This window comes from Chryseobacterium sp. D764 (assembly GCF_019317325.1).
In the GTDB taxonomy this organism is placed as follows: Bacteria; Bacteroidota; Bacteroidia; order Flavobacteriales; family Weeksellaceae; genus Chryseobacterium.
This window is the reverse complement of record NZ_CP079219.1, coordinates 1,032,799-1,056,179: the sequence shown is the minus strand read 5'-3', so window position 1 is coordinate 1,056,179 and position 23,381 is coordinate 1,032,799. Positions and strand designations below refer to the sequence as shown.

Here is a 23,381-nt window from a genome sequence, read left to right as displayed (position 1 = left end):
TTATAAATTATAAATGATGAGTTATGAATTAGGGATAGCTTTACTATAACTCGATATCTTTAAACCTTAAACCTTAAACCTTACGTTTTGAACTTTTCAATTTGGCATTACCCTTGTAATAATAAAGTTGAAAAAATAGAAATAATGAAAAATATAATTAAAATTACCGGAGTACTTATTGTGGCATTTATGCTTTCATCCTGCGTAGTTCATGACAATGGACATCGTGGTAAGACACTTCCGCCGGGACAGGCTAAAAAAGTGTATGGTGGAAGCGCAAAAGATTATGCCCCTGGGCAGGTGAAAAAGAGAAGTGGTTACTAACTTATAAAATAAGAACACCAACATTCAGTTTTAACATACATTAGCCTAATTTCAATTTCTTTTGGCATTAACATTGATATATTTCGCTATCGAGATTGAAAAAGTGAAAATAATGAAAAGTATGTTTAAAATTGTTGGGGTAGGAGTGGTCCTATTAATGCTGTCCTCTTGCATAGTGCATGAGCCTCATGGAAGAAGAATGCCGCCGGGTCATGCAAAAAGATATTATGGTGGAAGTGCAAGATACTATGCACCTGGCCAGGTTAAGAAAGTGTATATTTATGACGATCGTGGCCATCATCACAGAGGCCGTGGTCATGGACATCACAGATAAAAAAGAAAAGCACTGATTTTTTCAGTGCTTTTTTATTATAAATTATAATCTCGACTTTTTTGGATTCAGAAAAGTATTAAAAATCATAACTTCCTGTCCAAATTTTTTCTCAATTCTTTCAGAAATATTCAGAAGTTCACTTTGAATGAAGTCTTCCCTCAGCTGATCATTATCAAAGATTAACAGAAGATTGTAGTTTTTACCTTCCTCAATAAAGTCACTGTGTACTTCAGAAAGAATATATTTGTCTACATCCATCAGGTTTTCAGTCATTAAAACCAGTGTTTCATCAATATAATTTTCCCATTCTTCTAGGTTGTCTTTCGTACAGTGGAAAGTTATACTTAATACGCTCATATTTTTATGAATTTTTAAGATTTTTTTGGATAAATTCTACAGCAAAAATCGGCATTTTTTTCGTAAATTAGCCCGTTAATAAAAATTGGAAATAAATAATTTTCAGACTTACAGCTAAGAGTTTGAATATCATTACAATAAAATTTGTTTATGCAAAAAGAAGGAGAAAGACTGATTCCTATCAACATTGTTGATGAAATGAAGTCGTCTTATATCGATTATTCGATGTCCGTTATCGTTTCAAGAGCGTTGCCGGATGTAAGAGACGGCTTAAAACCTGTTCATAGAAGAGTACTTTATGGTATGTATGGATTAGGGGTGTTTTCTAATAGAAAATATTTAAAATCTGCGAGAATTGTTGGGGATGTTTTGGGTAAATATCACCCCCACGGAGATTCCTCTGTATATGATGCTATGGTAAGAATGGCCCAGGACTGGAGCTTACGTTATCCTCAGGTTGACGGCCAGGGTAACTTTGGTTCAATGGACGGTGACCCGCCTGCAGCAATGCGTTACACTGAGGCAAGATTGAAAAAAATCTCTGATGAGGTGCTTTCAGACTTAGACAAAGAAACAGTTGATTTCCAGAATAACTTCGATGACAGTTTACAGGAACCGACAGTAATGCCAACTAAAATTCCGAACCTTTTGGTAAACGGTACTTCTGGTATTGCAGTGGGAATGGCAACTAATATGGCGCCACACAACTTATCTGAGTCTGTAGATGCTATCTGCGCTTATATTGATAATAAGGAAATTACAATAGACGAGCTGATGCAGCACATCATTGCACCGGATTTCCCTACAGGAGGTATTATCTACGGTTATGATGGAGTAAGAGATGCATTCCACACAGGAAGAGGTAGAGTTGTTTTAAGAGCTAAGGTTAGCTTTGATGAAATTGGAAACAGAAATGCTATTATTGTTAGCGAGATTCCTTATCAGGTTAACAAAGCGGAAATGATCGCCAGAACAGCAGAGCTTGTCAAAGATGAGAAAATCCCTGGTATCCACGAGATCAGAGACGAATCGGACAGAAAAGGACTTCGTGTTGTTTATGAATTGAAAAACGATGCTATCCCGAATGTTGTTCTTAACCTATTATATAAATATACATCACTTCAGACTTCTTTCAGTGTAAACAATATTGCATTGGTACACGGAAGACCGGAGCAGCTGAATCTTAAAGATATCATTCATCACTTTGTAGAGCACAGACACGAGGTAATCGTAAGGAGAACTCAGTTTGAACTTAAGAAAGCAAAAGAAAGAGCACATATCCTTGAAGGGTTCATGAAAGTAATCGGAACTCAGGATTCTTTAGACAGAGCGATTTCTATTATCCGTCACAGTGCAAACCCTCAGGCTGCAAAAGAAGGCCTTATTGAGGCATTTGAACTTTCAGACATTCAGGCTCAGGCGATCCTTGATCTTAGATTGGCTCGTTTAACAGGAATGGAGCTTGATAAAATCCGTGATGAATATGACGCAATCATGAAAGAGATTGAAAATCTGGAAGATATCTTAGCCAATGAGCCAAGAAGATTCCAGATCATTAAAGATGAATTGATCGAAGTCAAAGAAAAATACGGAGACGAAAGAAGAACAGAAATTGATTACTCAGGAGGAGAAATGTCTATCGAAGATATTATCCCGAACGAAGCTGTAGTTCTTACCATTTCTCACGCAGGATATGTCAAGAGAACTTCCCTTTCAGAATATAAAATTCAAAGTAGAGGAGGTGTAGGAAATAAAGCAGCAACAACAAGAGACTCCGATTTCCTTGAATATATCGTTTCTGCCACCAACCACCAGTATATGTTATTCTTTACAGAAAAAGGAAGATGCTACTGGTTAAGAGTATTTGAAATTCCGGAAGGCTCCAGAACAGCAAAAGGAAGAGCGGTACAAAACCTTATCAATATTGAACCGGATGATAAGATCAAAGCTTATATCAGAACCAACAACCTGAAGGATTCAGAATATGTAAATCAGATGAGTGTTGTGATGGTTACCAAAAACGGTACTATCAAGAAAACATCATTAGAAGCTTATTCAAGACCAAGAGTAAACGGGGTAAATGCTATCGAGATTAGGGATAATGACCAGTTATTAGGTGCTTACCTTACCAATGGAACATCTCAGATCATGATTGCTACCAAAAATGGTAAATGTATCCGCTTCCCTGAAGAAAAGGTAAGAGAGGTAGGTAGAGGATCTATCGGGGTAAGAGGTATTGCGATGGAAGACAATGATGAAGCTATTGGTATGATTGTTGTGAACGATGTAGAAAACGAAACAGTACTTGTAGTATCTGAAAAAGGATATGGAAAGAGAACTGCAGTAGAAGACTACAGAATTACCAACAGAGGAGGAAAAGGAGTTATCACCCTGAACATTACCGAAAAAACAGGAAACCTGATTGCTATTCAAAATGTAACAGACGAAGATGGATTGATGATTATCAATAAATCCGGTGTTGCGATCAGAATGGGAATGGATGAAATGAGAGTAATGGGTAGAAATACTCAGGGAGTAAAACTGATCAATCTTAAGAAAAATGACGAAATTGCAGCCATCGCAAAAGTAGCAATGGACAAAGATGTAGAAGAAGATTCTGAAGAAATTGAAGAAGGAACAGACATTGTAGCTGATAACCAGGAAGACAATACAATACCTCAGGCTGAAAATGAAACTCCAGCAGAGGAAAATGAGAATTCTGATTCTGAAGAATAAATTGTACAATATAAATATAAAATAGTTATTATGAAGAAACTAATTTTAGGAATGGCTATCGTAGCGTCTGCTTTTGCTTTTGGGCAGAAAAAAGATGCAGCTGCTTTGAATGCCCAGCTTCAGGAAGCTAATAAGGTTGCTATGGATGCATATAATGCAAAAAACTATGCAGCTGCAGCACCTAAGTTTATAGAAGTTTATGACTTGTTGAAATCTAGTGGTCAGGACAACAAAATATATATGTATTATGCAGGACTTAGCCATGCGTTAGCAAATAACAGTGACCAGTCTATCAAAATATATACAGACCTTGTTAATTCCGGATTTACAGGAGTAGAAACAACTTATACTGCAAAAGAAAAGAAAACAGGACAGGTAGTGAATCTTGATAAAGCGACTTGGGAGCTTATGAAGAAGAATGCTGACTATACTGATTTCAAAACAGAGCAGACTAAAAGTATAGAGGGAGATTTATATGAAACTCTGGCTTCATTACTTCTTAATGCGAAAAAAGGACCTGAAGCTCTTGCTGTTATCGAAAAAGGATTAGTTAAATTTCCAAACAGTGCTAAACTTAAAGAAGCTCAGACTACAGCATATCTTCAGTCTGGAAATACAGATAAATTCGTTTCCGGATTGAAAGAACAACTAGCTAAGAACCCTAACGACCCAACAAATTGGTATAATCTTGGGGTAATGCAGGCTAAAAATCCTGCTACTGTTAATGATGCTTTAGAAGCATTTAAAAAAGCAATTGAACTTAAACCTGATTTCTCTGATGCTTATCAGAACTTAGTGTATACAACTATTGGTGATGATGCTAAAGTAGTAGGAGAGATCAATGCATTGAGAAAAGACAAACCGGATGAAGCTTCTAAATTGATCGACGCAAGAAGAGAAAGATTTGGAAAAGCATTACCATACGCAGAAGGATGGTATAAAGCAAATCCAAAGAGTATTGACGCTGTTTCTGCATTGAAGGAAATTTATGTAGTAACTAAAAACATTGAAAAAGTTAAAGAAATGAAAGCTAAAGAAGCTGAGCTTAGTGCAGCTGCTAAGTAATCATTTGATAACTTAACTATAAAAAGCCGGAACAGCAATGTTCCGGCTTTTATTTTTTAAGAAAACAGAGTCCGTTGCCCATTCTGAAAAACACATTCTTACTCAATATCTACAAGCAGAAATTTTTCATTCAAAATTTCTCTTCTTTATTGAAATGATGGGTGAATTTCACACAGAGAATTTCTCTGTAATTCCGTATCTTTGAGAAAAATTTTTATAAGATGATCGAGTGGAAAACCGCCAAGGAATACGAAGATATTACCTATAAAAAATCTAACGGAGTAGCAAGAATTGCTTTCAACAGACCGGAAGTACGTAATGCGTTCAGGCCAAAGACAACTTCAGAATTATATGATGCTTTTTATGACGCTTCTGAAGACCCCTCAATAGGTGTTGTTTTACTTTCAGGAGAAGGACCAAGTCCAAAAGACGGAGGTTGGGCTTTCTGTAGTGGAGGAGATCAAAAAGCAAGAGGAGATCAGGGATATGTTGGAGAAGATGGAAGACACCGTTTAAATATTCTTGAAGTTCAGCGTTTGATCCGTTTCATGCCGAAAGTGGTTATCGCAGTGGTTCCGGGATGGGCAGTTGGTGGAGGACACTCACTTCATGTAGTATGTGATTTAACTTTAGCAAGTGAAGAACATGCAATCTTCAAGCAGACAGATGCTGATGTGACAAGCTTTGATGGTGGTTATGGTTCTGCTTACCTTGCTAAAATGGTAGGTCAGAAAAAAGCCCGTGAAATCTTCTTTTTAGGAAGAAACTATTCCGCTCAGGAAGCTTTTGAAATGGGAATGGTAAATAAAGTAGTTCCGCATGCAGAATTAGAAGATACAGCTTACGAATGGGCACAAGAAATTTTAGGAAAATCTCCGATGTCTATCAGAATGCTGAAATTCGCCATGAATCTTACAGACGATGGCATGGTAGGACAGCAGGTATTTGCAGGAGAGGCAACCCGTTTAGCATACATGACTGAAGAAGCTAAAGAAGGAAGAAATGCATTCCTTGAAAAAAGAAAACCGAACTTCGGAGAAGATCAATGGATATCTTAAAAATATAATTGATAATTGATAAATGATCGCTCAATCATCATTTATCAATTATCGTTTATCAATTATAATTATATGACTGATTGGATAAAAGCCGCAAGGCTAAGAACTTTACCGCTTTCCTTAAGCGGAATTATTATGGGAGCTTTCATTGCAAAATGGAGACTTTACGGAGAAGGTGGAATCTGGGACTGGAAAATTTTTGCTCTGGCCCTTTTGGTAACACTTTTATACCAGATTTTATCAAATTATGCCAATGATTATGGTGACGGAGTAAAAGGAACCGATGCCAAAAGAATCAATGAAGCTGAAGCGAGAGCTGTAGCATCAGGAAAAATTACGGCTAAACAGATGAAAAATGCAGTGATCCTTTTCGCAGCATTATCTCTTATTGCTACCATTGCTTTATTGTATGTGGCTTTCATTCCAAACTACATGAATGAATTCTATATTTTCATAGGATTGGGAGTAGCAAGTATTCTGGCAGCAATTGGATATACAGTAGGTAAAAAACCATATGGATACATGGGGTTGGGAGATATCTTCGTGTTTATCTTTTTCGGACTTGTTTCTGTATGTGGAAGTTACTTTTTATTCACGAAAACTTTCAGCTGGGATATGCTATTACCTGGAACAGCTGTTGGGATGATGAGTATGGCAGTTCTTAACCTGAACAATATGAGAGATATTGAAAGTGATAAACTTTCAGGAAAAAACAGCCTTGCTTTAAGAATGGGATTCAGAAATGCAATGATCTATGAAATGGTCCTGTTACAGCTTCCTTTATTGCTGATTCTTGCGTTTTTAGGAATAAACGGATTTATGCAGCAGCAAAACTATTACGTTTTCATCGTAATGATTCTGTTGATCCCACTATCAAAACTGAGAAGAAAGATTTTATCGGTAAAAGAGCCAAAAGAATTAGACCAGTATTTAAAGCAGGTAGGCATCATGACGTTTGTAATGGCAATTCTTACAGCAGCCGGACTTAATTTATTTAACTAAATCTAAAATATTATACCATGAGTTCTAATGTCTATGTTGAAGCTCAAATGCTTATCAGGAAACCGGTTGAAGATGTTTTTGAAGCATTTATCAATCCTGAAATAACAACTCATTTCTGGTTCACAAAATCTACCGGAAAATTAGAAGAAGGTAAAACAGTTACCTGGGAATGGGAAATGTACGGAGTAAAAAACGTAGTAAATGTACATCAGGTCATCCCATACCAACTGATCAAAACAGAGTGGGGAGAGCCTTCAACGAACGTAGATTATGAATTCAAAACCATGGAAAAAGGCACTCTTGTTGTGATTAAAAGCTACGGATTCAGCCAGACAGGTGAAGATCTGTTAAAAGTAATTAATGACAATACAGGAGGTTTTACGACAGTTTTAGACGGCTGTAAAGCATATCTGGAACATGGAATTAATCTCAGACTGATTGAAGATAAATTCCCGCAAAAATAGAACACATGAAGACTGCTTTAAAGATAACTTCTTGTCTGTCTATTGTTTTAGCTTTATTACTTATTTATTATTTGATAGAAGAGTTAATGGGGGGTATGTCAGTTTTTGAAATTGATTTCATTCCTGCCTTGGTTACTTTGATTATCATTTCTAATGCTGTGTTAGCTTTTTATGTATTAATCGGGAAAGTACAAATAATGAAACCGTTATTGGGTCTCCAGATTTTAATAATAATACCCACATGTCTGTTGATATATGAGTTTTTTATAAAGCCACCCATGGGATGTTCTTAAATAAAAAGATGATTCTTTTCCTTAAAGGGATGAGACATCATTATTCAAAATTTTAAACTAAATTTAAAATGAAAATACAATTCTTAGGGCAAAATTGCTTCCTGTTTACGTACAAGGACAAAACAATTTTGAGCGACCCTTTTTACAATTACAAAAAAGCAGAATCAGGTTTTGATATTTCTGCTCAGAAAATTGATTACATCCTGTTGACTCATGCACATGGTGATCATATTGCCGATGTAGCAGAAGTATTGCAGCATTATCCGGAAGCTACCATCATTGGAGTACCAGAAGTATGCGGTTATTTTCAACAGGCTAAAAATAGAGACGATGTGAACTTAGGAGGATCTGCAAAAATTGACGATCTTAAAATTTCCATGGTTCCGGCTCACCATACAAGTTCTTTCCCTGATGGAAGCTATGGTGGCGTTCCTGTAGGGTATATCTTCAGATTGCCTGAAGGTAAGAATATCTATTTGGCAGGAGATACAGGAGTAATGGCAGATATGGAGCTGTTCCCGAGATTATACGGAAACATTGATCTTTCTATCCTTCCAATCGGGAGCCACTACACAATGTGCCCTAGAAAAGCTTCTTTTGCCGCTGCAGAACTGTTGAAAACTCCAAAAGTAATCGGATGTCACTTTGATACTTTCCCGGCAATTGAGATCAATCATGAAAGTGCATTAAAACATTTTGCAGATAAAAATGTAGAACTTGTTTTACCAAAATTAGGCGAGACATTCGAGTTTTAATCAATAACGGGAATAGGTAATCTGAAAAATTAGAAAAATGAAAATGATGCGTAAGGTATTAAAAACAAAAAAAGATAATTATCAAATTACCTCTCTTCTCAATTTAAACCAAAAAAAAATGGCAAGCTACCTAAATCACACCGCTACGACCAATTACCTTTGCTGCGTTCCCACCCTGGAGGATTCTCAGGAGCTGGTTGTTTAGGACTTGCCGTTGCAAAGGTAGGAATATTTTATAAACTTCAAAACTTTATCAAAGAAAATTAGTCGAAAAAATGCCGTGGTAAAGCTAAACACTTGACATTTAGAGGGAAAATTTTTCAACTTTTTTCTAAAAATTTAAATATGACGAAAAGTCCATCAACACTAGGAATTATACTTTTTATCGCTACAATGATCGTTTTCTTTGTAGTATACACTTTTTTCTCAGGAATCAATTATTTTGATATCTCTCTGAAATCCAATGCTTTTGTTTTGCCTCTTCTCTATGCAGGGGCTGCTTTCTGGTCTGTAAAATCCTATTGGAACAACCATAGAGTAGTAAAATTCAAAGAAGCTTTCAAAAGAGCATTCGTTCCGATGTTTGTCGGAGGAATTCTTTCCATTTTCAGTATTTATGCCTTTTTAAACTTTGTAGATCCGGCGGCCAAAAAGCTGTTGAACTACCAATATGTTCAGAGACAAAAATCAGAATTGGATACAGAATACACCTCTGCAAGAAAAATTCTGAAGCATCAGAAAGATATTGATGAGCTGGATCAGAAGTACATAGAAAGATTACAAAGCTTCACTCCAGAGGCGGTTAAAGGAAAAGATATGCTTACCGCAAGTCATTTTTCAGGATACTTTGCAGCAATTCTTATATTTTACGTAGTTTTGTCGGTGTTTTTCGGAGCATTTTTCAGAACAAGAACAATACATCAGCCCGAAGAAACAAATCAAGCCTAATTTTTATTAAAATTAAATGAATTTATCTATAGTTATTCCGTTACTGAACGAAGAAGACTCTTTGGAAGAGCTTTTTTCAAGAATTGATAAAGTATGCACAACCAACGATTTATCTTATGAAATCTGGTTTGTAGACGATGGAAGTACGGATTTGTCGTGGAGCATTATTGAGAATATGAAAGTTCAGTATCCTCAGATCCACGCTATTAAATTTTCCAGAAATTATGGAAAATCTCAGGCTCTTCATGCAGCCTTTGAAAGAACAAACGGAGATGTAGTTATTACCATGGATGCAGACTTGCAGGATTTCCCTGAAGAAATTCCGGAACTGTACAATATGGTAATCCATGACAACTACGATATCGTTTCCGGTTGGAAAAAGAAGCGTTTTGATAATGTAATGACGAAGAATATTCCGTCAAAATTATTCAATGCAGCAGCAAGAAAAGTTTCAGGAGTTTATCTTCATGACTTCAACTGTGGTTTGAAGGCTTACAAAAAGCAGGTGGTAAAATCTGTAGATGTTTACGGAGATATGCACCGTTATATTCCGGTATTAGCTGCCAATGCAGGCTTCAGAAGAATTACTGAAAAAGAAGTACAGCATCAGGCAAGGCCTTACGGAACTTCAAAATTCGGAACTGAAAGATTTGTAAGAGGTTTTCTGGATTTGATAACTCTTTGGTTTGTAAGTCGTTTTGGAGGAAGACCAATGCATTTCTTCGGAGCAGTAGGGACTTTAATGTTTATTGTTGGTTTTCTTTCTGCACTTTGGCTGGGAATTTCAAAATTGATTGATGTTGCAAGAGGAATTTACGGACATTTAATTACCAATAATCCTTGGTTCTTTATTGCTTTAACAATGATGATTTTGGGAAGTCTTCTGTTTGTAGCAGGATTCTTAGGAGAAATGATTATCAGAACGAACCGCGAACACAAGAATTATAATATTGATGAAGTGATATAATTTAAACACTAATGACGCAAATGTTTCACAAATGACACTATTGGTGTTTGTGATATTAGTGTATAAAAATTAGTGTACTTAGTGGTTTTTAAGCTAAATAATAGTACACCACAATTAATTATAAAAATTCATCTTAATAAATGAAAGCACTCTGTCAGCAGGGTGCTTTTTGTAATTTATAAAAACTTTTAACCTTCATGTTTAACCTCAAACCTATTCTTTTTTATTTTCTTTTACTTTTTACAGCTTCCTGCTCATCCAACAAACTTTCTGGTTCCTGGGAGTTTATTGATATTTATGACGGGGAAATCCGTCAGACGGATACGTTGAAGACCAAGACAAACAATTCCAGATACGGAACAGGAATTCTCACTTTTTATCGGGATAAAACTTTCAGTTCGATGGGGAATAACGGGACTTATCAGATAGAAAATAATTTGTTGAAAATGAAGTATCATGGTGATGAAAAAGTAACATCCATGAGAATTTCTAATATCAGTAAAGATTACCTGCTTTTATTTTCAATGGCCGGAAGTCCTAAAACATGGTTTTATAAAAAAGTAAGAGGAAAGGAGAAATAAGAAATAGTCTTTTTCTGAAAAGCAAAAAATTGAAAATTATCAGGTATTTTATTGTCAAAAGACAAAGATTTTTAGAAATTTTAATCCTATTTTTGTTTAAAATAATATTGAAAGTCCTGTGAGAGACATGAAAAACCTTTTATAGATTTTCAGTAAAGATCGTTACGGTTATAATATAGAATATTTAAAATTAAATATGAAAAAAGTTGTATACACATTAATGCTGATGGCAGTAGTTTCCTGTGGAAAAGTTTCTCCGAAAGGAAATATTGAAAAGAAGGATGTGGATGTTTCGGAGTTTGTAAACCTTGATCTGGAAGGGAAATTCCGTGTATTTTATGCCAAAGGGCCTAAGAATTTTGTGGAAATAGAAACCTATCCGAATGTTGCTAATAACCTTGATGTGGATGTAAAAGATAAGACCCTTTTCATCAAAGAAAAAAGAGGTACTAAAGGAGTGGATTTTTATAATGTAACAATTTATTCAAAATATAACCTGGAAAAAGTAGCTGTTTCTGATTCTGTGGAAGTGAATATTTCAAGTGAAATAAAGACAGACAATTTCAGACTTAGCATGAAAAATAATGCAAGCTTCATGGGGTCTGTAAATACCAGAAGAGCAGAGGTGGAAATGCACAACAGAAGCCGCGCCAATTTCCTTGGATTGTCCAAAGATGCCGTTATAAAGATTTCAGATACAGCAAGTTTAATTGCTCCATACTGGAAAATTACCAATTTGAATATCGACTCTAAAAACGGGAATTATGCAGAAGTAAATGTAAAAGATTCTTTAAAAGGACATATTCAGAATACTGCAAAATTTATCTATTACAACGACCCTATCAGAGCTTTTAAAATAGAGAAAACAACGAAAGTTGAAAATAAGAAATTAGAGTAGTTTGGCTGGAAGTCAGAAGCTGGAAGATGGGAGTACTATTAGTTTTTCATACTTCTTATTTTCCAGATTAGAAATTTGCTTCCAAACATATTTAAAAATAAAAATAGAAAAAATAAAAACAAAGCCAGAATTTTGAAGCAGGCACAATATAACTTCTAGCCTCCAGCTTCTCTCTTCCAGCTTAAAAAACTTAGACATAAATATGAATACACTAGAAAAAGCGAAACTTTGGTTAAGTGATACCTTCGATAAAGAAACAAGAGAGGCTGTACAATCACTGATTGACAGCAATTCTCTAGATCTGGAAGATTCTTTCTACAGAGAACTGGAATTCGGGACAGGAGGAATGCGTGGAATAATGGGAGTAGGAACCAACCGCTTGAATAAATATACATTAGGACAGGCTACACAAGGATTGGCGAACTATATGCTGCAGCAATTCAAAGGAGAAGAGATCAAAGTAGCTATTGCTTATGATGTTCGTCATAACTCAAAAGAATTCGGAAAGCTGGTAGCTGATGTTTTGACAGCCAATGGAATCAAAGTACTGCTTTTCAAAGATCACAGACCCACTCCGGAATTGTCTTTCACAGTACGTGATAAAAAATGTAACGGGGGAATTGTATTGACAGCTTCTCATAACCCGCCGGAATACAACGGTTATAAAGTATACTGGAATGACGGAGCTCAGATTGTTCCGCCTAATGATGAAGCCATTATCAATGAAGTATATTCTGTAAAGTTTGAAGAAATTAAATTCAACGGAAATGATGATCTTATCGAGTGGATCGGAGAGGAGCAGGACGATGTATATATCGATGCATGTATTGAAAACTCTACCTATCAGAATGTTGGAAAAGAAAATTTAAATATAGTTTTCACATCAATCCACGGAACAACATATACCACTGTTCCTAAAGCACTTGAAAAAGCAGGATTCAAAAAAATAGATCTTGTGAGAGAACAGATGATCCCAAGCGGAAATTTCCCTACTGTAGATTCTCCAAACCCGGAAGAGCCTGCAGCATTGGAAATGGCAATGGATCTTGCAAGAATTACGAATGCAGATATCGTGATTGGCACAGACCCGGATGGTGACAGATTGGGAATTGCGGTAAGAAATCTTGATGGTGAAATGCAGCTGTTGAACGGAAACCAGACCAATACCATTCTTACCTACTATATCCTGAATGAATGGAGAAAACAGGGAAGAATTACAGGAAAAGAATTTATAGGTTCTACGATTGTAACTTCAGATATCTTCTTTGATATCGCTCAGAAATTCGGAGTAGAGTGCAAAGTAGGTCTTACCGGATTCAAATGGATCGGAAAAATGATCCGTGAAGCAGAAGGAACACAAAAATTTGTGTGTGGAGGTGAAGAAAGTTTCGGATTTATGACCGGAGATTTCGTTCGTGACAAAGATTCTTGTGGAAGTATCCTTTTAGCTTGCGAAATTGCAGCGTGGTGCAAAGCCAACGGAAAAACAATGTATCAGTACATGATCGAGATCTATGAAGATCTTGGAATGTATTACGAAGGATTAATCAACATTGTAAGAAAAGGAAAAGAAGGCGCTGAAGAGATCGAGAATATGATGAAAAACTTCCGTGAAAACCCTCCAAAAGAATTGGCAGGATCATTAGTGGAAGAAGTAAAGGATTTCAAAGAACAGACAAGCCTTACCATTTCTACCAACGAGAAAAAAGTAATGAATGATATTCCAAAGTCCAACGTATTGATTTATTACACACAGGATGGAACAAAAGTATGCGTAAGACCTTCAGGAACAGAACCAAAAATCAAGTTCTATGTTTCAGTGAAGGATTCTATTACTTCAGAAGCGGATTTCAGAGATAAATTAAAATCATTGGAAACTAAAATAGGGGCCGTTAAAACAGATTTGAAACTGGATTAATTTCCCCAAAAATAGTAGATGATTAAAAAAATAATAGCGGTTTGCCTGCTTTCTGCAGCTGTAGTTTCCTGTAAAAAGGAAACTGCAGTTTCAGAGACAAAACTTGAAAATGATTCGATTGCTACTACAGAAACCAAAGAAGATCAGTACAAACCGATAGATACAGCATGTTCTCCAGCTCATAAAACGGAGGATTATATCACATCACTTCAATGGTACCGTACAAAAATCGAAAAAGAAATGGCTGGAAACAGTCCGGAGCAGAATGACAATGTATACGAAGATTATTTAAAAATAAGAGGAAAGTATACAGAATGTCTGATGAGCTTACATACTGATATTTTAGATAAATATGTGAATTATTATAACTATGATAAGGATCAGTACAATTTGCCGGACAATGTTAAAAAAATAGCTTCAGAACTGAAAAAAGAAGGCCTTGAGTTCAGGGAAGTAGGAGAAGGGATGACTGAAATATGGACTGTGCCCGGATATTATTCTTCTCTGTTTAAAAATAAGGTAACTCCTGATTATGAAGTCTACATTTCACAGACTGATAAAGAAAGTGAATCCAATTATGCTGCAGATGCAGGACTGATAATTACCTGGGAACAGCTTGGAGACAGGCTCATGTTTTGGGAAAATTTCATGAAGAAATATCCTAAGAGTAACCTTTTAAAAGCTGTAGAACAGGATTATAAAATATATTTGTCTGATTATCTTTTGGGAATGGATAATACACCCACTTACGAAAGAGATCAGGACAAAGGAACAGGAAAACTAAACGATGAAAACAGAGCGGAATTCAACAGGATTATTAAAAAATATCCGAATTCCAATACGGCAAAAAAAGCAAAAGAAATAATTACTCTTTTTGATGCGCAAACGCCGGTAGATCAAATAGATGAAAAGATCAATGGAGAACGATAATATAAATTTAAAATAAGAAAAAGTGAAAGTTTCAAAATTAGCAGCGAACCTGATCGGTTCTGAAATTGTAAAAATTGGTAACGAAGTAAATGATCTAAAAGCAAAGGGAGCAGAAATTGCCAATCTTACTATTGGTGATCTGAATTCTAATATCTATCCTATTCCGGCATTGCTGAAGGAAGAGATTCAGAAAGCATATCAGAATAATCTGACGAATTATCCGCCTGCAAATGGACTTTTATCTTTAAGAAAAGAAGTTTCCAAAGACCTTAAAAAAAGATGGAACCTGGACTATTCTCCAGAAGATATTTTGATTACGGCAGGATCAAGACCTTTGATTTATGCGGTATACAAAACAATTGTAGACGAAGGAGATAAAGTAGTTTATCCTACACCATCATGGAACAACAATCACTATGCTTATCTTACTTCTGCCAATGCTGTAGAAGTAAAAACAAAACCTGAAACTAACTTTCTTCCGACAGCAGATGATCTAAGACCTCATCTGGATGGAGCTGTATTATTAGCACTTTGCTCACCATTGAACCCTACAGGAACAATGTTTACAAAAGAGCAGCTTTCAGAAATCTGTGAATTGGTCATCGCTGAAAACAAAAAAAGAGGGGCAGACGAAAAACCGTTATACTTAATGTATGACCAGATCTATTCTTGTCTTACTTTTGGCGCTGAGCATGTAGATCCTGTTTCTCTTTTCCCTGAAATGAAAGACTATACAATCTACATCGATGGTATTTCCAAATGCCTTGCAGCAACAGGAGTACGTGTAGGATGGGGATTCGGGCCTGCTCATATTCTTGATAAAATGAAAGCACTTCTTACTCACGTTGGAGCATGGGCACCAAAACCAGAGCAGGAAGCTACGGCTAAATTCTATGCAAACCCAGAGAATGTAGATACTTTTGTTGAGGATTTTAAAGGTAAACTTGAAGAAAGTTTAAAAGTTCTTCACAACGGAGTTCAGGATTTAAAAGGAAAAGGACTTTCAGTAGACAGTATCGAACCCATGGGAGCTCTTTATCTTACGATTAAGTTAAACTATATCGGAAAAACAAAACCCGATGGAGGAATCATTGAAAACTCTTCAGACCTGGTATTTTACCTGATCAATGAAGCAGGGGTGGCTTTAGTACCATTCTCAGCCTTCGGAGAAGACAAATCTGAACCTTGGTTCCGTGCTTCTGTAGGAGGATTGGCTACAGATGAGATCAAAGTAATGCTTCCAAAACTGGAAAGTGCTTTGAACAATTTAAAATAGGCTTTACATAAAAATATGCTTCGACTCTGTCCGGCATGACATCATTAAAATTAAATTTATATTAATAGTGTCAGGCTGAGCGGAGTCGAAGCGTTTCAAATACAATATAAACCATGAAACTTCCACGGAAATCTTTTCTGGAAACAAAATATCTGTTTTTTTCAACGCTGGTGATTATTGCAGTAGTAATTCTAAGCGTTTGGCTTTCCGGAAAAGCAGCACATCGCTCTCTATTTCAGAATTCTATTGTATCAACCTCTTTTTTGGCTGGAACATTTTTTCTGTTTATCAGTGCAGGACTGTATTATGGCTTGAAATTGAAAGACAATGTCGGGAATGTTTTAAACAAAGAAAGAATACAAAGATATACTGATAAAACCCCAAAACTTAATGGTTTTGAATTTGATCCCCCAGCTGTAGGCGATGGAATAGGAGGCATTATCATTTCCATTCTTTTGTGGATTGTATTTTCAATTTTGTTGATCTTTCTTTCTTATTTTTTGGGACTTTTCTTTTGGTCGGCTATATTATTATTGACTGCCAGCTTGTATTGGGTGTTTTTCAGGGCACTCAGATTGGTTTTTAAAAATTCAGGAAAATGTAAAGGCGATTTCTTAAAAAGCATTGGATTCGGTTTTTTTTACTCTTTTCTGTACATTTCCTGGATGTACGGAGTTATTTTTCTCATCAAATATTTGAATTAGATGTGCGTTTATCCGTAAAAGATTAAATAAATATTAAAAATTAAACAACTTCTTTGTACTAAGCTCAACTAGGAATTACCTTTGAGGCTTTTACACACACCTGAATATAATAAAGTTGAAAATTACACGATGAAAAAACTGAGATTTCTACTCTTACCAGTTTCAATATTGGTATGCTCACAAGAAGTTGACACACTGAAAGTAAAAGAATTGCCCAAGGAATCTGAGCTGCAAAAAGTACAGACTTATACCTTGAAAGACGGTTCTGTCAGAACTTACCCAAAACCCAAATTATTGGACTTTGTAACGAAATTACCCAGAAACTTTATCAATACAAATAAAGATTTCGTTGCCAAAGATCATGCTTATTATCTTGGAGGTGCCGTTGCTGCTACTCTGATTCTCTTGCCATTTGATCAGAAACTGATTGACAATTCAAGAGAGTTGGGAGAAAGATGGGGAATGGATAAAGACAATAACTACAACAAAATAGGTGGTGTTTTTAAAATCCCTAAAGATATTGGATCTACCTTATATCTGATAGGAAATGGTTCCACACTGGTCTTACTGGGCATTGGTTTTGGAACGTATGGTTTGATTAAAAATGATTACAGGGCACAGGCTACAGCCAGTGGTTTGATGGAAAGTTTAATTCTTTCCGGAGTTTTCACCCAAACTATCAAAAGAATTACCGGAAGAGAAAGCCCTTTTATTGCAGAGATCAACGGAAATAAAGGAGGTGCCTGGAATCCTTTTCCAAGCTTTTCAGAATTTGGCAGGAATACCTCGAACTATGATGCGATGCCGTCAGGACATTTAACAACCTTTATGGCTGGAATTACAGTGATTGCAGATAATTATCCGGATGCAGTATGGATCAAACCGATAGGGTACACTTTAGCAGGAGCTTTATGTTTTCAGATGATGCAAAGTAAAGTTCACTGGGCTTCAGATTATCCGCTCGCTTTATTAATGGGATATTTTATTGGAAAAACAATATCAAAAAGCCGATATACTTCATCAGAAGGCACCATCGGAAAAACAAAATATAATCTGAATTTTACGGCATCCCGCCAATGGGAATATAATATGGTAGGTGTAAAACTCTCTTTTTAAGCTGCCAAAAACTCTGTTTTGTAGAGTAAATAAGATACTTTTCACTACATTTGATCTCAAGATAAAAGGATTATTGCAGCTTTTACAAATATTGCAATGAAACCTGTTGAATTAAAGAGATTTACTTAATATTTTTATTGAATGAAAATAATAGCTGTCATCCCTGCACGTTACGAAGCGAGCCGTTTTCCAGGGAAACTAATGCAGATTTTAGGAGAAAAAACCGTTATCACTACCACTTATCAGAACGTAGTGGAAACCGGGCTATTTGACGAAGTTTTTGTGGCAACAGACTCTGAAATTATTTTTGATGAAATCGAAAAAAACGGTGGAAAAGCTGTTATGACAGGACAGCACGAGACTGGAAGCGACCGTATTGCCGAAGCTGTACAGAATATAGACTGCGATATCGTGATCAATGTTCAGGGTGATGAGCCTTTCCTTAAACTGGAACCTTTACATCAGCTGATTGAAGTCTTTAAACATGATGATCAGCAGGAAATTTCTTTAGCTTCTTTAAAAATACAGCTGCATGAGAAAGAGGAAGTTGAAAATCCTAATAATGTAAAAGTTATTACAGATAACAATGGTTTTGCTTTGTATTTCAGCCGTTCTGTAATCCCTTTTCACAGGGAAGTTTCCTATGGTATAAGCTATTTTAAACATATTGGGGTATATGCTTTCAGGAAGGAAGCGCTATTGCAGTTTTCAAAACTGGAAATGAAACCATTGGAAATATCTGAAAAAATCGAATGCATCCGCTATCTTGAATACGGAATGAAGATCAAAATGATAGAAACCAATTTCGTAGGAGTGGGTATTGATACACCGGAAGATCTTGAAAAAGCCAGAAAGCTGATTTAAATAATGTAGAGGCAAAAAGCAGATTCACAGATTCGCTCTTTCGCCTTTTTTTGCAATTGTACATAAATCCCCCTATATTTGAATTTATAAATAAAATTAATGAAGAAGTTACTATTAGTATTTGGACTGATATTTTCGTATTTAACATTTGCGCAGACTGCAAAGGAAATTATAGACAAAAACATTGAATTATCCGGAGGGTTAACCAATTGGAAACTTTTGAATTCAGTATTGCTTCAGGGAAAAGTAGTATTGGGAATCAAAGATGAATATCCGATAAAAATTTATCAGCAGCGTCCAAATCTTACTAAAACATTAATTACTACCGGCGGAAAAGAAACTGCAATTGAAGGTTTTGACGGTACCAAAGGATATGCAATGAATTATGCCGCCAATAAACTTCAGGAATACCCTGAATATGTACCGGAAAGTTTTGATAATGACTTCATTGATTGGGAAAACAAAGGTTTTGATGCCAAATATCTTGGAAAAGAAAAAGTAGGAGACATCTACTGTCATAAAGTAGAACTTACCAAAAATGTGAATAAGAATATGTATTATTTTGATACAAAGACTTATATGCTTTTAAAAGAAGTGAAAAAAGATGAAACGCTGATATATTCTGACTATAAAAAAGTAGGAAATATTATTATGCCTTTCAGAATTGAATCTTCCAGTACCAAAAAAGACGGAGATTATGTGATGTTACTGAACAAAGTAGAAATCAACAAAGTTTTTCCGGCTAACATTTTTAAGTTTTAATTCAACTGCAGCCCGGCTGCATAAAATGATAAAAAATGAAAAATATTTTTTTACTGCTGCTTTCTTGTATAGCATTCCTGCAAAGCTGCACCAATCAAAAAAGTGAAATTTCTAAAGCCAAAACCACTGAACTTATGGGAAAAACAATATATGACTTCAAAGTAGAAAGTCTTGACGGGAAAGAAATCAATTTTGCAGATTTCAAAGGAAAGAAAATCCTGATTGTCAATACCGCTTCAGAATGTGGATTTACTCCTCAGTATGCTGATCTTGAGAAAGTATATGAGGAATATAAAGATAAGCTGGTTGTAGTAGGATTCCCTGCCAATAATTTTGGCGAACAGGAACCTGGAACCAATACCGAAATTGGCGCTTTCTGTCAGAAAAATTACGGAGTGACATTCCCTTTGGCAGCTAAAGTCTCCGTAAAAGGAGATGATACCGCCCCGATCTTCAAGTATTTAACAGAACAGGAATTAAACGGAGTAAAAAATACAACCATTCTTTGGAACTTTACCAAATTCCTGGTTGATGAAAACGGAAAATTGATTGATTCTTTTGTAAGTACTACAAAGCCTACTGATGAGGCGATTACAAAGTATCTGAAATAAAGAGAAAAAAGTATATTTTTACAAGTGGGTGTTTACATCCACTTTTTTTATTTTTATAACCATCAATGATTTCTTATGAAGAAAATAATTTTTACCCTTTCTATTCTGGCAGCTTTTATGTCAGGATTTGCTTTTAAAGCCGTTACAGAAAATAAATCTGATGAAACAAAAAGAGTAACCGGTATCGGCGGAATCTTTTTTAAATGTAAAGATCCTAAAAAGATGAGAGAATGGTATGAAAGCCATCTGGGACTTGTGACCAATGAATACGGAGCTGTATTCGAGTGGTATCAGGGAGCAGATCAATCTAAAAAAGGATTTAGCCAATGGAGTCCTTTCAGTGAAAAAACAAAATATTTTCAGCCTTCTGAGAAAGATTTCATGATCAATTATCGGGTAGAAAATCTTGAAAAACTGATCGAGCAGCTTAAAAAAGAAAATGTAACCATTGTTGATAAAATGGAGACTTATGAATATGGGAAATTTGTCCATATTATGGATATTGAAGGCAACAAAATAGAACTTTGGGAACCTAATGATATTGAATATGAAAAGCTGGGACAAAAAATGGGAAGTAAAACCACAAAGTAATTTTGTAATAGGTAATAGGTAATATGTAATAGGGGTTAGGGCTTAGGTTTTAGGGAAATTAATAACAAAGCCAAACCGCATTAACCCGAAGCCAGTACCTCTAATCTTTTATTCATTAGTCTTTTCCGCAAAACAGAAAATATTTCCAAGCTTTATACTGGAGTATCCGTTACTTTTTATTTTTGAAGATTTTATCATTGCTTTTGCCAGAATATTGGTGGGGAGTGGCTTTTGGCTTTCTAATAACCCCAGTTTATTGGCAAATTTTATAATCCGGCTGCCAAGAACTTCTCCGGTTCTCTCAGAATTTGTCCGTTCAAGCATTCCCGGTTTGAAAATAGTGATCTTATTGAAATGCAGCAGCTTTACGGCTTCTTCCAGCTCACCTTTCATTTTAGAATAGAAAATTTTGGATTGCGGATTGGCACCATAAGCGGATACCAGAATATAATCTTCCACATTATTTTCTCTCGCAGCTTTTGCAAATTCATACTGATAATCGAAATCTACTTTCTTTTGGGCCTCTTTACTTCCTGCATCTTTTAAAGTAGTTCCCAGGCACGAAAATGCCACATCTCCATTCACCATATCTTTCCATTCTTCAGGCTTTTCAAAATTCACAATATGAACCTTAAGCTTTTCATCCTGAATATCAACAGGTTTTCTAACAAAAATATCCACTTCGTCAAACTCTTTGTCATTCAATAGCTGATTGACAAGATCTTTTCCCGTGGCGCCTGTAGCACCTATTACCAAAGCTTTCATAATAATTGTGATTTGTGAGATTATTTCTTTCTTAAATTTACTAAATTTGAATTAAAGATTAAAGAATTATATCATTTAATCATTACTAATTATTGATCACTCATTACTTATCTCTGATATGGATGCCAACGAAATTTTAGATTACTGTCTTGCGAAAAAAGGAGTTACGGAAAGCTTTCCGTTTGATAACGAGACCCTTGTGTTGAAAGTAGACACCAAAATGTTTTTACTGATGGGGCTTGAAAGACAACCCTTAGCGATTAATGTAAAAACAGATCCTGAATGGAGTGCAGAGCTTCGTGAACAGTATCCTCAGATTACAGGGGCTTATCATATGAACAAAACCCATTGGAATTCTGTAACAGCAGATGGTTTGAAAAGAGATATGATCTTTAAACTCATTGACCATTCCTATGATTTGGTTTTTAAATCCCTGACAAAGAAGGCTCAGAATGCAGTAAATTCTTTATAAAATAATAAAAATAATTTAAGGTATGGAATTTGTTACATATGGTCAGTGAAATACATGATTAATGTTAACAAAATAAATAACAAATGAGAAATCACCTTTTATTATTCGTAGCAGCAGGTACATTGATGTTGTCAAGCTGCACCCAATCAGTAAAGAAAAGCACTGCTGAAAATCCGGCTTCTGCTGTCTCAGCTTCAGAAAATCTTAAAATAGAATTTTCAGGAACAGAGAATTTTACGATTAAAAATCCAAAACTTAAAGTAAGCTTACACGGAATGGATGAAAAACTGGCAGATGCTCCTGCCACTTTAATTACAGAAAAAGAGTATGAGCAGAAATCTGTACCGTTCACTATTGACCTGCCAGTACCCAAAGATGCTGAAAGCAAAATCAATCCAAAACCTGCAGGACCGGCAAAATATTATGTAACAATAAGCTGGGATTCTGACGGAAACGGAAAAGCAGATGAAAAAGGGGATATTTTTGTTGATTATGACAAACAGTTTCCTAACGTGAAACTAAGTAGTGAACCTCAGAAAATATACTTAAAAATATTGAAATAAATAAAAAGGCTATTCATCACTGAATAGCCTTTTTGATATCTTAAAAATCAAATTTCTCTGTTAACCTCTTATCTTCGTCCAGTCTTTCAATCAATTTTTCAAGACCTTCAAATTTGATTTCATCATGAAGAAAATCTCTGAAACTTACCGTAATTTCTTCATCATAGATATCTCCATCAAAATCAAGGATATAAACTTCCACAGTTAATTTCTCTCCATTTACCGTAGGGTTGGTTCCCACACTCAGCATTCCTTTATATTGGTTGCCTTTTATGAATACTTCTACAATATAAGCTCCTTTTTTAGGTAAAAGTTTAATTGATTCCGTATCAATATTGGCCGTTGGATAGCCAATTGTTCTTCCGATTTTCTTCCCGTGAACTACCGTTCCTGAAACAGAGTAGGAGTATCCCAGCATTTCGTTGGCCTCCTTAATATTTCCTGTTAAAAGGGCATTACGTACTTTCGTGGAACTGATATTGTTTTCGTGAATATTGATTGCTTCCATTTGTTCAACATCAAAATCAAGCTCCTTGGATAATGTTTGAAGAAGTTCAAAATTTCCACTCTTGTTTTTTCCGAAAGAATGGTCATATCCTATAATAAGGTATTTAACGTTGAGTTTATCAATTAAAATTTGACGTACAAATTCTTCTCCGGTTAAGTTTCTGAACTCTTCATCAAACTCCTTCAGGAACAGATTATCAACACCATACTTCTCAACCAGCTGTTTCTTTTCTTCTAAGGTATTCAGAAGTTTTAAATCTTCATTAGGATTAAAAACAAACCTTGGATGCGGCCAGAAAGTAAGGATAGCAGTTTCCAGATTGTTCTCTGTACCTACTTTCGTCAGTTCATCAATAATACTCTTGTGCCCGAGATGTACCCCGTCAAACATTCCTAAAGACAATGCTAAAGGCTTCTGTGAGGAATAATCTGTAAAATTCTTGAAAACTTTCAAAACGGAAAAATTTGACTGCAAATATAGAAATAATGTACCAATGTATCAATATAACAATGGAGTAAT

27 protein-coding genes and 1 other RNA gene are annotated in these 23,381 nt (G+C 35.6%); 24 read left to right on the top strand and 4 right to left on the bottom strand.

Features of this window, described 5'->3' with window-relative positions; genetic code table 11:
- The first annotated feature begins 144 nt into the window (after positions 1-144).
- A complete protein-coding gene (locus tag KYG33_RS04705) occupies positions 145-324 on the top strand; it encodes a quinol oxidase subunit 4 (RefSeq protein WP_077417025.1) in 180 nt (59 codons plus the stop codon).
- Between the two features lie 112 nt (positions 325-436).
- The gene (locus KYG33_RS04700) at positions 437-658 is read left to right on the top strand and encodes a hypothetical protein (RefSeq protein ID WP_175627249.1); all 222 of its coding nucleotides are present in this window, start codon (positions 437-439) and stop codon (positions 656-658) included.
- A 42-nt stretch (positions 659-700) separates the two neighbouring features.
- Here KYG33_RS04700 and KYG33_RS04695 read toward each other — a convergent pair whose 3' ends face one another.
- Entirely contained in the window at positions 701-1,015 is a 315-nt protein-coding gene (locus KYG33_RS04695; protein WP_047385794.1) for a DUF4286 family protein, read from the bottom strand.
- Positions 1,016-1,165: 150 nt separating this feature from the next.
- Between KYG33_RS04695 and gyrA the strand changes: the two genes are divergently transcribed.
- The 7 genes from gyrA to KYG33_RS04660 all read left to right on the top strand — a co-directional run bounded on the left by gyrA (position 1,166) and on the right by KYG33_RS04660 (position 8,388).
- Complete coding sequence (gene gyrA / locus KYG33_RS04690) at positions 1,166-3,751, top strand: DNA gyrase subunit A (RefSeq protein ID WP_077417027.1); 2,586 nt, start codon at positions 1,166-1,168, stop codon at positions 3,749-3,751.
- Positions 3,752-3,781: 30 nt separating this feature from the next.
- On the top strand, positions 3,782-4,816 hold the full coding sequence (locus KYG33_RS04685; protein WP_180563850.1) for a tetratricopeptide repeat protein: 1,035 nt from the start codon (positions 3,782-3,784) through the stop codon (positions 4,814-4,816).
- Between the two features lie 221 nt (positions 4,817-5,037).
- Complete coding sequence (locus tag KYG33_RS04680; protein WP_077417031.1) at positions 5,038-5,874, top strand: 1,4-dihydroxy-2-naphthoyl-CoA synthase; 837 nt, start codon at positions 5,038-5,040, stop codon at positions 5,872-5,874.
- 72 nt (positions 5,875-5,946) lie between these two features.
- Positions 5,947-6,876 (top strand): 1,4-dihydroxy-2-naphthoate octaprenyltransferase, encoded by a 930-nt coding sequence (gene menA / locus KYG33_RS04675; RefSeq protein ID WP_077417033.1) that lies wholly within the window; start codon positions 5,947-5,949, stop codon positions 6,874-6,876.
- 17 nt (positions 6,877-6,893) lie between these two features.
- Positions 6,894-7,340 carry an SRPBCC family protein gene (locus tag KYG33_RS04670; protein WP_219072771.1) on the top strand — a complete coding sequence of 149 codons (447 nt, stop codon included), beginning with the start codon at positions 6,894-6,896 and terminating at the stop codon, positions 7,338-7,340.
- Between the two features lie 5 nt (positions 7,341-7,345).
- The gene (locus KYG33_RS04665; protein ID WP_077417037.1) at positions 7,346-7,633 is read left to right on the top strand and encodes a hypothetical protein; all 288 of its coding nucleotides are present in this window, start codon (positions 7,346-7,348) and stop codon (positions 7,631-7,633) included.
- A 68-nt stretch (positions 7,634-7,701) separates the two neighbouring features.
- Positions 7,702-8,388 (top strand): metal-dependent hydrolase, encoded by a 687-nt coding sequence (locus KYG33_RS04660; RefSeq protein WP_077417039.1) that lies wholly within the window; start codon positions 7,702-7,704, stop codon positions 8,386-8,388.
- Between the two features lie 116 nt (positions 8,389-8,504).
- Here KYG33_RS04660 and ffs read toward each other — a convergent pair.
- Positions 8,505-8,602: signal recognition particle sRNA small type (gene ffs, locus KYG33_RS04655), an RNA gene on the bottom strand.
- A gap of 131 nt (positions 8,603-8,733) precedes the next feature.
- Between ffs and KYG33_RS04650 the strand changes: the two genes are divergently transcribed.
- The 13 genes from KYG33_RS04650 (at position 8,734) to KYG33_RS04590 (ending at position 20,554) form a co-directional block, all read left to right on the top strand.
- Positions 8,734-9,336, top strand: a complete 603-nt coding sequence (locus KYG33_RS04650; RefSeq protein ID WP_219072770.1) for a DUF4199 domain-containing protein — start codon at positions 8,734-8,736, stop codon at positions 9,334-9,336.
- Between the two features lie 16 nt (positions 9,337-9,352).
- Positions 9,353-10,303: a glycosyltransferase family 2 protein gene (locus tag KYG33_RS04645; RefSeq protein ID WP_077417043.1), complete on the top strand. Its 951-nt coding sequence runs from the start codon at positions 9,353-9,355 to the stop codon at positions 10,301-10,303.
- A gap of 197 nt (positions 10,304-10,500) precedes the next feature.
- Entirely contained in the window at positions 10,501-10,884 is a 384-nt protein-coding gene (locus tag KYG33_RS04640) for a lipocalin family protein (RefSeq protein WP_219072769.1), read from the top strand.
- Positions 10,885-11,080: 196 nt separating this feature from the next.
- Positions 11,081-11,782 (top strand): GIN domain-containing protein, encoded by a 702-nt coding sequence (locus KYG33_RS04635; protein ID WP_077417047.1) that lies wholly within the window; start codon positions 11,081-11,083, stop codon positions 11,780-11,782.
- Positions 11,783-11,984: 202 nt separating this feature from the next.
- Entirely contained in the window at positions 11,985-13,700 is a 1,716-nt protein-coding gene (locus tag KYG33_RS04630; RefSeq protein ID WP_219072768.1) for a phospho-sugar mutase, read from the top strand.
- Positions 13,701-13,718: 18 nt separating this feature from the next.
- Entirely contained in the window at positions 13,719-14,630 is a 912-nt protein-coding gene (locus KYG33_RS04625; RefSeq protein ID WP_077417053.1) for a hypothetical protein, read from the top strand.
- A 22-nt stretch (positions 14,631-14,652) separates the two neighbouring features.
- Positions 14,653-15,906 (top strand): pyridoxal phosphate-dependent aminotransferase, encoded by a 1,254-nt coding sequence (locus tag KYG33_RS04620; protein ID WP_180563846.1) that lies wholly within the window; start codon positions 14,653-14,655, stop codon positions 15,904-15,906.
- A 113-nt stretch (positions 15,907-16,019) separates the two neighbouring features.
- Positions 16,020-16,610: a hypothetical protein gene (locus tag KYG33_RS04615; protein WP_180563845.1), complete on the top strand. Its 591-nt coding sequence runs from the start codon at positions 16,020-16,022 to the stop codon at positions 16,608-16,610.
- A 129-nt stretch (positions 16,611-16,739) separates the two neighbouring features.
- Complete coding sequence (locus KYG33_RS04610; RefSeq protein ID WP_077417057.1) at positions 16,740-17,726, top strand: phosphatase PAP2 family protein; 987 nt, start codon at positions 16,740-16,742, stop codon at positions 17,724-17,726.
- Between the two features lie 141 nt (positions 17,727-17,867).
- Positions 17,868-18,590 (top strand): 3-deoxy-manno-octulosonate cytidylyltransferase, encoded by a 723-nt coding sequence (gene kdsB / locus KYG33_RS04605; protein WP_077417059.1) that lies wholly within the window; start codon positions 17,868-17,870, stop codon positions 18,588-18,590.
- 99 nt (positions 18,591-18,689) lie between these two features.
- Positions 18,690-19,352 carry a histidine kinase gene (locus KYG33_RS04600; RefSeq protein WP_077417061.1) on the top strand — a complete coding sequence of 221 codons (663 nt, stop codon included), beginning with the start codon at positions 18,690-18,692 and terminating at the stop codon, positions 19,350-19,352.
- Positions 19,353-19,387: 35 nt separating this feature from the next.
- Positions 19,388-19,963, top strand: a complete 576-nt coding sequence (locus KYG33_RS04595; RefSeq protein ID WP_219072767.1) for a glutathione peroxidase — start codon at positions 19,388-19,390, stop codon at positions 19,961-19,963.
- A gap of 75 nt (positions 19,964-20,038) precedes the next feature.
- On the top strand, positions 20,039-20,554 hold the full coding sequence (locus KYG33_RS04590; RefSeq protein WP_317619677.1) for a VOC family protein: 516 nt from the start codon (positions 20,039-20,041) through the stop codon (positions 20,552-20,554).
- Positions 20,555-20,662: 108 nt separating this feature from the next.
- Here the strand turns inward: KYG33_RS04590 and KYG33_RS04585 are convergent, their stop codons facing one another.
- The gene (locus tag KYG33_RS04585) at positions 20,663-21,319 is read right to left on the bottom strand and encodes an NAD(P)H-binding protein (protein ID WP_077417065.1); all 657 of its coding nucleotides are present in this window, start codon (positions 21,317-21,319) and stop codon (positions 20,663-20,665) included.
- Between the two features lie 118 nt (positions 21,320-21,437).
- On the opposite strand from KYG33_RS04585, the gene KYG33_RS04580 reads away from it, so the two are divergent.
- Both KYG33_RS04580 and KYG33_RS04575 read left to right on the top strand, forming a co-directional pair.
- A complete protein-coding gene (locus KYG33_RS04580; protein ID WP_077417067.1) occupies positions 21,438-21,791 on the top strand; it encodes an MmcQ/YjbR family DNA-binding protein in 354 nt (117 codons plus the stop codon).
- Between the two features lie 83 nt (positions 21,792-21,874).
- Positions 21,875-22,354, top strand: a complete 480-nt coding sequence (locus tag KYG33_RS04575; protein ID WP_257468922.1) for a YbaY family lipoprotein — start codon at positions 21,875-21,877, stop codon at positions 22,352-22,354.
- A 40-nt stretch (positions 22,355-22,394) separates the two neighbouring features.
- On the opposite strand, the gene KYG33_RS04570 is transcribed toward KYG33_RS04575, so the two are convergent.
- Positions 22,395-23,315, bottom strand: a complete 921-nt coding sequence (locus tag KYG33_RS04570; protein WP_077417070.1) for a bifunctional riboflavin kinase/FAD synthetase — start codon at positions 23,313-23,315, stop codon at positions 22,395-22,397.
- Positions 23,316-23,381 lie beyond the last annotated feature (66 nt).